This window comes from Palleronia abyssalis (genome assembly GCF_900302445.1).
GTDB classification, from domain to species: Bacteria; Pseudomonadota; Alphaproteobacteria; order Rhodobacterales; family Rhodobacteraceae; genus Palleronia; species Palleronia abyssalis.
Map to the genome: position 1 here is coordinate 1 of NZ_ONZF01000024.1, position 7995 is coordinate 7995.

General features: G+C 58.1%; 6 protein-coding genes. 2 read left to right on the forward strand and 4 right to left on the reverse strand.

Translation table 11 applies throughout. The features are described from left to right. Positions 1-264: 264 nt before the first annotated feature. The gene (locus tag PAA8504_RS21425) at positions 265-1419 is read right to left on the reverse strand and encodes an epoxide hydrolase family protein (RefSeq protein WP_108896160.1); all 1155 of its coding nucleotides are present in this window, start codon (positions 1417-1419) and stop codon (positions 265-267) included. Between the two features lie 28 nt (positions 1420-1447). Continuing rightward, positions 1448-2341 carry an NmrA family NAD(P)-binding protein gene (locus PAA8504_RS21430; RefSeq protein WP_108896161.1) on the reverse strand — a complete coding sequence of 298 codons (894 nt, stop codon included), beginning with the start codon at positions 2339-2341 and terminating at the stop codon, positions 1448-1450. 109 nt (positions 2342-2450) lie between these two features. Here PAA8504_RS21430 and PAA8504_RS21435 point away from each other — a divergent pair, with 109 nt between their 5' ends. Beyond that, positions 2451-3119, forward strand: a complete 669-nt coding sequence (locus tag PAA8504_RS21435) for a TetR/AcrR family transcriptional regulator (protein WP_108896162.1) — start codon at positions 2451-2453, stop codon at positions 3117-3119. Between the two features lie 364 nt (positions 3120-3483). Here PAA8504_RS21435 and PAA8504_RS21440 read toward each other — a convergent pair whose 3' ends face one another. Both PAA8504_RS21440 and PAA8504_RS21445 read right to left on the reverse strand, forming a co-directional pair. Continuing rightward, on the reverse strand, positions 3484-4260 hold the full coding sequence (locus tag PAA8504_RS21440; protein WP_108896163.1) for a hypothetical protein: 777 nt from the start codon (positions 4258-4260) through the stop codon (positions 3484-3486). 252 nt (positions 4261-4512) lie between these two features. Then, a complete protein-coding gene (locus PAA8504_RS21445) occupies positions 4513-6723 on the reverse strand; it encodes a hypothetical protein (RefSeq protein WP_108896164.1) in 2211 nt (736 codons plus the stop codon). 519 nt (positions 6724-7242) lie between these two features. Between PAA8504_RS21445 and PAA8504_RS22895 the strand changes: the two genes are divergently transcribed. After that, complete coding sequence (locus PAA8504_RS22895; RefSeq protein WP_108896165.1) at positions 7243-7812, forward strand: transposase; 570 nt, start codon at positions 7243-7245, stop codon at positions 7810-7812. Positions 7813-7995 lie beyond the last annotated feature (183 nt).

Below are 7995 nucleotides of genomic sequence, written 5' to 3' on the forward strand. Positions count from 1 at the left end.
TTTCAGCGACACATCCAAACCGGCATAGTGTTCCATAGGTCGTTCTCCTCACGGCTATTATCCATGAGGCCAACATACCGGACCTCGTTCGCCTCCGGAGAGCGACCGCCGCAATCACACCATGTCGGGTTCTGACCGCCGAGCGCCCGACTGCGGACCTTCACCGAAGAGTTGGTCAATGTCCGCAGTGCGGACAGAGCGCTCTTTCATCGAGTTCGACACGCGCAGATCGCGCGTCGAAGTTTGGCAGATCATCTTGGACGTTCAGCGCAGGCTGCGCACCGTTTCTCGTAGATCGGCGACTAAGCTCTCCGGGGCCTCGAGCGCGGCGAAGTGGCCACCTCGGGAGTGTTCCGCGAAATGCGTGATCCTGTCGAACCGGCTGTCGGCCCATCGTTGCGACAGCCTGACCTGCTCGCCCGCGAACATGCTGATGCCTGCGGGTGTCGGGACCTTTGCCTGCGGCATGCCGCCCTGGCGCATCGCCTGCATGCCCTCCCAATAGAGCCGGGCCGAACTGGCGCCCGCGTTCGGCAGCCAGTAGAGCATGATGTCGTCGATCATCTCGTCGAGGGAAAAGACAGCCTCGGGATTGCCGTGGCTGTCCGAGACATCTTGGAACAGCGCGTAGATCCAGGCTGCGAGGCCTACAGGTGAATCCGCCAGGGCGAAGGCGACCGACTGCGGACGCGTTCCCATGAGCTTCATGTAGCCAGAATAATCGGCGTCATAGCGCCTCGCGTCGGCGAGCATCTCTTGTTCGGCTTCCGAGGCGCCTGCGATCTCGGCCTCGGTCGGCTGGAAGGGGACGAAGTTGAGGTGGATGCCCGCCAGCCCAGGCGGGCACATGTGCCCGAGCGTCAGGGTCACCATCGCCCCCCAGTCCCCACCCTGCGCGACCCAGCGATCGTAACCCAGCCGCTCCATCAACTCAGCCCAGGCGCCGGCAATGCGGCCGGTGTTCCAGCCCGGCACGTCGGGCTTTCCCGAAAAGCCGAACCCGGGCATCGATGGGATCACCAGGTGGAACGCGTCCTCTGCCGATCCGCCACGCGCCGTCGGGTTCACCAGAGGGTCGATCACGTGGCGGAACTCCAGGACCGAGCCGGGCCAGCCATGCGTCATCAGGAGCGGCAGGGCGTCCTCGTGCTCGGAACGGATGTGGAGAAGGTGGATCTCGACCCCGTCGATCGTCGTTCGGCTCTGGCCCAGCCCATTGAGCAGGCTCTCGCAGCGTCGCCAGTCATAGGCCGTACGCCAGTGCGCGACGAGCGCCTTGAGCCGCGCGAGAGACGGGCCCTGGCGGCCGTCCTCGACCGGGGAGGGATCGGGCCAGCGCACCCGGTCGAGGCGCGCGGCGAGATCGTCGAGTTCGGATTGCGGAACGTCGAGGATGAAGGGAGTGATGGCGTCGGTCATGGTGGCGTCCTGTCGAGGAAAGGGGAGGTTAGGCGAGATCGGCGATCATCGCCCGGATGTCGGTCCAGTCGGTCTTGTCGTAGCGAGAGTTATCCAGCGGGGTGAGTTGGCCACGCCCGCTCATCATGTCGCGCAGGTACTGCATGCCCTGCCACGCCGGGAACACCGCGCCGTTCGATGGCGCAGCGGTTCGCGCCGTGCGGATCGCCAGCCCGAGCCGGCCCATGCCGCCCGCCCGCATCGTCCGGTAGGTCCGGCCTGAGGCCTCACTGGCGATCCGCGCGATGTCTCGGGGCGAACCGCTGCCGCCCGCGATACGCAGGTCGCGCGGCGCGTCTGCCTCCATGGCGGCGTCCGCGGTAAAATCGGCCACGTCATCCTTGGTGGTGAAATCGAGAACCTGGTCCGCGTCGCCCCAATAAAGCACACGGCTCACCTTCGGCAGCAGGATCGGCGCATCCTCGGTCAAGACCGTCGAGAAGGCGTCGTTGAGCACCGACGTCGCCTGGATCAAGGTCTCATTAAGCTGCTCGCGGAAGCGGCGGCGCAGGTCCATGTTGCGGTTCTCGCCGGGTCGCGTCTTCGTGTAGTCGAGCGAAAAGTCCGACGGAATGAAGCGCGGGACCCTCGCCGCGACCGCCGCGTCCAGAAGGTCGCCCTGCTGGCCAAGCATCACGTCCTCCAGTCCGTTGAGCGCCGAGACGATGCAGGCCGCGCCTTCGCAGGCCGCTCGCAGCGAAGGCGCGTCGTAGCCGCTCTCGATCAGCGTGATCCCTTGGCCAGTCAGGAGCTTGCGCTTGGCCGAAGGGGTGCCGGGTCGCACGATGGCGCGGACCTCGGCCCCTTTGCGCGTGAGCGCTAGGGCGATGCGGCCGCCAAGATCCCTGGTCGCCCCTGCAAGTACGATCGCCACGTGGTCCATGTCTGTATACCTTGGTGGGTGATGTCTGAACGGGACATACACCGCCTGGCATTAAATGAAACGGTATCGTTCTATTTATTTTCCCGGCGGCTTGGCCTAGGATCGCCCCATGACCAAGGATCACACATCCCGACCCACCCCGCGCGTCGGACGCCCCAGGCGCGAGGATGCCGGCGCAGTGAATGACCGCATTCTTGCCTCCGCGACGGAGCTCTTTCTCGAGAAGGGGGTCACCGCCACCAGCTGCGAGGCGGTTGCGGCGCGGGCGCGCGTCAGCAAGGCGAGCCTATATTCCCGCTATACCGGGAAGGAGGCCCTGTTCGAAGCGGTGGTCCGTCGCGTCATCGACGGTCGCACTTTCCATTGGGAAGGAGCCGCGCCCCCCGATGCCGCGCTCAGGACCCGGCTCGCCGTCGCGGGCAAGGAGGTGCTTACACAGGCGCTGCAGCCCGTCCCGCTGCAGCTGATGCGCCTTTTCCTGACCGAAGCACGCCGCTTTCCCGAGCTGGTCGAGCAGGCGGACAGCATCACGCGAGCTAGGGTGGTCGAGGTGCTTTCGCTATCGGTGGCGCCAGTGATCGCAGACAGCGTGGCCAGGCGCCAAGCAAACGAGATTGCAGAGCGCTTTCTGGACCTGACATTTGCGCCGATCATTCTGTCTGCGCTCATGGGGCGAGATTTGGAGCTGAGTTCTGACGCAATCGACAGGCGCATCGGCTTTGCGCTGGACATCCTCGAACAGTCGCATTTTCCCACTGTGATGCTCGCTTATCTCTAGTACCCCCTAAACCGGTCCCGGTCGTTGAAAGTGCCTCGAACACGGTCGGCGAAAAGCGTACGAGGCGAAACCCGCACCTACTGGATATTTGTGACGTCGCGACACCATGAATTCAAAAAGCAAGGGCTCGGAGCGAACTTGCGGCAGTGCGGCGGGGGGAGGACGCTTGGCGGGCATCAGCGGCGGTCGCTCACGGCCCAGAGCCGACCTTGGCCAGGTTCACCGTTGCAGCAGCACAGCTTCCCCGAACCAGTCACTCGTGGCCACGTGCAGCATGGTCTGGCAGCCCAAGGTCACCACAGCGGGACGAAGCTGCCATCTGCTATCTGTCAGTAATAGCCCCCTGGCACTACCAGCTTAACGGCTAATTTGCTTGACGATATGCTCCGTCCAGTTCGTGCGACCTAAGCCCGAACCCGATATACTCGGAGGCAAAAGTGTTCCCGCTCAGCGTTGTCAGTTCCATCCCTGCACAGACGCTTAGCGTATGCACCATGTAGGATAGACACGGCCCACCAAAAGTCACATTCATTTGCAACGATGCCAGCTCTTGCGCCATTTCTTTGTTGTCGCCAGCGAATGTCCGTCCGCTTGAAAAAAGTGCCTTCTGAAATTCACTTGCTTCGAAGGACTCGAAAAGCGTGTACCCCATTTCAAGGTTCCGTGCGTGAAGCGGCAAATCCATGCGCTCTTCCACAGCAACACGATGGTTAAAGGAATTAAACAAATTCAGATAGCCAAGGTTGATCGGCTCGCCAGCGGCAGCTTCGCGTGCCTCAGATGTGTTCCACGTTTCGAACCTGTCTTCAGCTAGAAAGCGGAAGGTCATGACTTGGTGTGGTTCTATGCTAAATGGACGACCGTCCCAAAATTTTCCATCAATAAGAACTGGATCAGGAAATAAGCCGCCTGGCGAAATATCGACTCGTTGGATCACTGTTGACCTACGGCCTTCGTTAACGACCACAAACTCAACCTCTTGGGAAACGCCGTCGCGTGTAAGATAAAAGTTCCCCATTACCTCCGCCGGTTGAACGGACAATCGCTCCCTTAAGTTGATCCAATCGGAATAAATTGCATAGCCGCCTAGTCCAATCGCAACGACGGTTCCGCAAACGTGAATAAACTCACCAACCTTCATGTGTAAGCCCTTCGATGCCATCTATCTTGTGGGGTGACATGCACGCACGAAATAGTACATGGGAACGCGGCTATAATAGTCATTTACGCTTGGAGCACCATTCCTAAAAGCGGGCTCAAAGCCGACCTGCTGCGGCGCAGCGAACCGAACACCTGGCGGACCGCAGCGGCCGTTGCTTCCGGCCCAAAGCCGCCGTCCGCGTTGCTGGACGAAATTGTCCGAACTGTGCGCATAGAAGACCTTGAGTCGAACTCAGGTTTGCTTCGCAGTCCTGTATCTTTCTCCGATATGAGAGTAGTAGTCCAGTCCCAGATGAATGCGCTGCGTTTCCATCGCAAGTAATTCCAAGTCTGATAATACGCTCATGCGAGCTTCAGCCGGGTAAGGAGCTCCCTTTTGTTGCCATGCCTTTTCAACCGACCAGTCAGCGAACAACTCAACGCCTGTCAGCATGATCACAGGTGCTCTCATACGCCCTTCAACCGATACCCAACCCCAACGAACCAGCTTCTCCAACAACCGCTTCTCTCTTTCCGAGAAGTTCTCTTTCAAAACTGACACGACCAAGACGGTTCCAGGGAGTTCTCTTGCCACCGCTTGAAGAGCTTCAAGATCGCCCTTCTCGATCGCTTCCTCTGCAAAGCTCTTGGCTTCACCAACAACAAAATGCGGTTCGCTTTTATGATCGAGCATTCGCTCTTTACGGTACCAAAAGGCAAAATCAATCTCCCGCTGGAATGCGTCGCACTTGAGGTTCAAACCGGTGGTCATGGTCATGCCTATGTCTCCAACTGGAGATAGGTTCTTCGCAAACGTGGTTAGCGTAAGCGTTACAGCGTAAGCACCTTCAGCGAAGTTTGGGACAGAAAATGGTCCGGTCACACGGTACTTCCAACGTGGCTCCTTGCTGCCCTGCGGATAGGAAAACTCTTTAAGACAGCGTTCGCAGGTTACGGTGTAATCGACCCCATCAAGTCCGTACCAGTTACTATGGGTACAGTGTGGGCAGTTCAGCCCAAGACCCAGCTTTAAGATGCCTCGGCTCGTGAACTGCTCAAGCGAAACTCGAAAGCGAAGGGAGTTCTTCGCCCTCTTCTTAATAAGTTCGTGCCATCGTCCGGTATCTGCGGTTCGACCTTCAAATGTCTTGGTATTGAACGTGGATTTCGAATTGCTTGTACGTTCCTGCATCGCCATCTTGTTCAAAAGCTGGATCGTATCCTTGTCGGCGATCAAATCGGCGGCACGAAGGGATGCAAGCTTCTCAACCATTTGTGACGCAATACGACCGGCGGAAGAGGGCTTGGCCTCAATTCCTTTCTTCTTCAGCCAACGACAAATGGCTTCTGTACCTGATTCTATTCGCAGATAGCCGCTGCTCTCCTGGTAGTGTTCAAGAAGAACCCAACCTTCGCGTGAAACAATCGGACCCTGCTGCCCCATCGCAAGGTGTGGAAAGGTGCGGTCCTCGATATTTGAAGGATAGCAGAGTGCCATGTCACTCGGACCGTGTGCGCTGAGGTTGACGACATTTGCCCAGCGATAACGTCCGCCGCCAAATCTCTCGGCAAACTTGGGATACGGCATAGGAAACGAGACTGATTCTCCTTCGACTTCCAGCGACAAGCGGGCCTCATCTGACTTGACGCTGTGACGCTCACATCTTGGTCCATGCCAGTCATCAGAGTGTTTGGGATGCGTGGTGCGACCAATGAAAAAGGAGCCGTCGGGACAATCGGAAGAGAGCACTTCAACGGCAGCCTTCGCGATTTCCTTTTTGACGCTCCGAGCGAAAACCACCTGGCTTGTAAACATTGTCCCAAACCTGTTGTTTGGGATCGGACGATGATTGGATTGGATCGCTTTCGAGACAAAGCCCGTTAGCTCGTCCAACCAGCATAGCGGAACTGGGAAAACAGGCGTCTCAAAAAGCCGGGTATTCCAGTATTCGATCAAGTCGCTCGTCTTGGTGTGATCAAATATGAAAAACGTCGCTTCTATTCGAGTCTTAGGTTCAATATCCAAGTCCAAGAAAGTCGGATAAAATGGCGGCTTTGCCTTACCTTCAAAAACCGACAGCCAGATATCCGAACCCGCGACTGCCAACTGCGGAGAATAGGCGTTTTCGTATAATTTCTTGAAATAGCCTGCATCCTCGTCTCTCGGAAATGCGCCGAATATTGCCTCTACAAGTGGCGCCAGCCGATCTTCCTTGAACAATAGCGCTGGCACATCTTCACGAAGAACAAATTGATGCCGCGCCTCATAGTCGGCTTGATATATGTCGACCACAGATTGACCAACGTACAGGTCCATCCGATGGCCGGACCATTTCTTCGAGTGGAGTTCATCAAGTGAGATAAGCTGCGATTCCAAACTTGGATTAGAAATAGCGCCGAAGCCAATTGACTCCGCTAAGCCTGACTCTGCCTCAACAATGATGTCTGGTTCAAAAAAACGCATGTAATCTCGTGCCACTTCCCGATCTGGCTTGCGAAGAAACGGCTCGCTTGACCGCCAGTGCGCAGGGTAGCGACCTACCGGGATAATTGGGTTGCAACGCCCACCCCATAGGCATGTGGACCAGCGCATGATGCGGCTGACCGATTGGTTGTCATTTGGACGAACCAAGAAACCGAAGCGTATTGGGCGCAGACTTATACTTCCTGAAAGCCGGGTAGTCATTCTGATGTGTTACCTGCCCCGTTAACCATTGTTCATGAATAGACTACGGTCGCGGCCAAACCAATCGGGTAAGAGCTCAAAGCGGACCTTTGTCGCACTTGCAGCGAAGGACCGCTTCCCGCCCCGTAGCGACGACCTGCCCGACCTACCCAAAGCCCTCAGCGCTGCGCTGCCGCAGGTCGGCTACGAGCCCAGGTTCGCAGCAGCGTTTCGTGTCAGTCTGCGGCAATTCCCCGCGAGGATCGACATTTGAGTGACCCGTTGGTTACCTGCCCTTGATGGAGGAGGGCCGGGCGGGTGCAGCAGATTGACGTCAAATCTCGTGTCCACTGGTTGGAGCTACGATTGTGCTTGCCTGCGGACGGGGTCCGAGAGGCGTTTCCGAATACGGCGAGTTGTCGTGAACGGTGGGTGCTCATGAGATGGCCGGGTGGTGTAACATGTCCCCTATGCGAGGCGCGGGACATCACTCATCTTGAAAGCCGCCAGCTTTACCAATGCCGAACATGTCGAAAGCAGTTCTCGGCAACGGCAGGAACGGTCGCACATCAGTCCCGCCTCGATCTGCGAGCATGGTTCATCGCCGCCGAGGACATCATCCATGCCTATTCGATCGGCCAAGAGACATCTAGGTTGACCGGGCATTATCTCGCACAGCGATACGGCATCTCCTACACGGCGACCCATCGGTTCAGAAAGTTGTTGGTCTCGGAGCTGAGGCAGCCGGGTGGAGGCCTCGTGGGCGCTTGCGTCTGCATCGAACCACTTTCACCCATTCCGGTGCCCGGGCAAAGCCTCGAAGATCGGTTCGATGGTCTATACCATGAGCTCTGGAAACGCACCTCACGGGCTTGGCGGCTGATTTAACGCGACAGGTGGTCCACACCTTCGAGGCGAGCTCATGTTCCGCGGCGGCCATTGAGCCCGGCTTATTCATCCAAATCGGTTGGGGAAGGTTGCGTGCGCCTGAAAGCGCCGTAGAATCAAGCTGCTACACCGCAATCCGCCAGCAGCTTCGGACGCACGCATGGGTGAAACTCTACGGTCGGT